The organism is Clostridium sp. ATCC BAA-442 (assembly GCF_964239415.1).
Classification (GTDB): domain Bacteria; phylum Bacillota; class Clostridia; order Oscillospirales; family Oscillospiraceae; genus Flavonifractor; species Flavonifractor plautii.
In genome coordinates this window covers 43,707-45,314 of record NZ_CAXSQB010000030.1, presented here as the reverse complement: position 1 = coordinate 45,314, position 1,608 = coordinate 43,707, and the positions used below count along the sequence as shown (strand labels likewise).

At 67.6% G+C, this 1,608-nt stretch carries 2 protein-coding genes; both read right to left on the bottom strand.

Annotated features, from left to right (window positions below; genetic code table 11):
* Positions 1–126: 126 nt before the first annotated feature.
* Positions 127–783 carry an HAD family hydrolase gene (locus ACESY8_RS13005; RefSeq protein ID WP_024724210.1) on the bottom strand — a complete coding sequence of 219 codons (657 nt, stop codon included), beginning with the start codon at positions 781–783 and terminating at the stop codon, positions 127–129.
* Positions 784–807: 24 nt separating this feature from the next.
* On the bottom strand, positions 808–1,608 hold an 801-nt coding region (locus ACESY8_RS13000), incomplete at its 5' end, for an inorganic phosphate transporter (protein ID WP_498794768.1).

Below are 1,608 nucleotides of genomic sequence, written 5' to 3'. Positions count from 1 at the left end.
GGCACCGAGATCAACTTTGCCTTCCGCCCCGACCTCATCCACCTCTTTGACCCTGAGACCGAGAAGAACCTGATGTATTAAAAAAAGCACCCGCCATAGCTTTGCTATGGCGGGTGCTTTTTGGCCTTATGCGCCGAGGAGCAGGGCCTCCAATGCCTGGGGGGTGTCCACGATGCGCTGGGCGCCATGGGCGGTGAGAAACTCCGCGTCCCGGAAGCCCCAGCTCACCGAGAGGCAGGGCAGCCCGGCGTTGGCGGCGGTCTGGATGTCCACATCGGAGTCGCCCACATAGACGGCCCGGCCGGTTCCGGCGCCCAGCTCCTCCAGCGCGCGGAATACCGTGTCTGGCGCGGGCTTGCGGGCTACCCCCTGGGATTCGCCGATGGCCACCGGGATGCGCGTCCCAAAATAGGCATGGCACAGGCCCTTTACCGCACTGTCGAATTTGTTGGACACCACGGCAGTGCGGATACCGGCCTGCCCCAGACGGTCCAGCAGGGGCAGAACGCCGGGGTAGGGGGCGGTTTTATGCTCCATATTCAGGGTATAGTGGGCGCGGAAGTCGGCCAGGACGCGGGCCTCCACCTCCTCGGGCGTCCCCTCGGGCACGGCCCGGTGGATGAGCCGCCCCACGCCGTTGCCCACGAAGCGGCGAACCTCCTCCAGCGTTCGGGCGGGCATCCCCTGAAGCGCCAGAGCGTAATTGGTGCTGTCGGCCAGATCCTGAAGGGTGTTCAGAAGCGTGCCGTCTAAATCAAAGATGACTGTGTCGTAGGGGTACATGGTTGGAGCCTCCTGTGTCGAATGTCAGAAAATCGTACCGGGCATCAGTATACCACAGGAGAGGGGGGAACGGAAGAGGCTGGCCAACAAAAACCCCAGCAGGCCGCAGCCGGGAAAGGTGAACAGCCAGGTGAGGGCGATGCGGGCAGCCACACGGCGGTTGACCGTCCCCCCGCCGGCGGAGCCGGCCCCGAGAATGGCGGCGGTCTTGGCGTGAGTGGTGCTCACTGGAAGGCCGGCCAGCGTACACAGGAGCAGGCAAAGTCCGCCCCCCAGATCGGCGGCCAGACCCTCCTGGGGGGCCAGAATCACCATGTCCCGACCCACGGTTTCGATGATCCGCCGCCCGCCCATGGCGGTACCCAGGGCCATGACGGCGGCACAGAGCAGCATAAGCCAGCCGGGCACGGAGAAGGTTTGGCCCACACCGCCCCCCTGGGCCAGCGCGGCACCCAGGAGGAAGACGCCCAGAAATTTTTGACCGTCCTGGGCCCCGTGGAGGAAGGCCATAGCGCCCGCCCCGGCCAGTTGGCCCCGGCGGCAGAGGGGGAGGGAGGGGTGCAGGCGCTCCAGCAGACGGCGGCACAGGCCGCCCACCCACCAGCCCAGCGCCACGGAGAGGACCAGTCCCAGGAGTACCCGTCCCCAGGCTCCAGCCCGGATGTTGTCCAGCCCGCCGGGCAGGGCCAGGGCGGCCCCGGTGAGCCCGGCCACCAGGGCATGGCTCTCACTGGTGGGCACCCCGAAGCGCCAGGCCAGGACGGCCCAAAGGACAATGGCGCACAGCGCCGCGCAGAGAGCGGAGAGAGCCGCGGGGGGGGGGGG

Bases quoted from the DNA above. Each gene is read 5' to 3' on its own strand.
- ACESY8_RS13005 (WP_024724210.1), bottom strand. From the start codon at position 783: ATGTACCCCTACGACACAGTCATCTTTGATTTAGACGGCACGCTTCTG.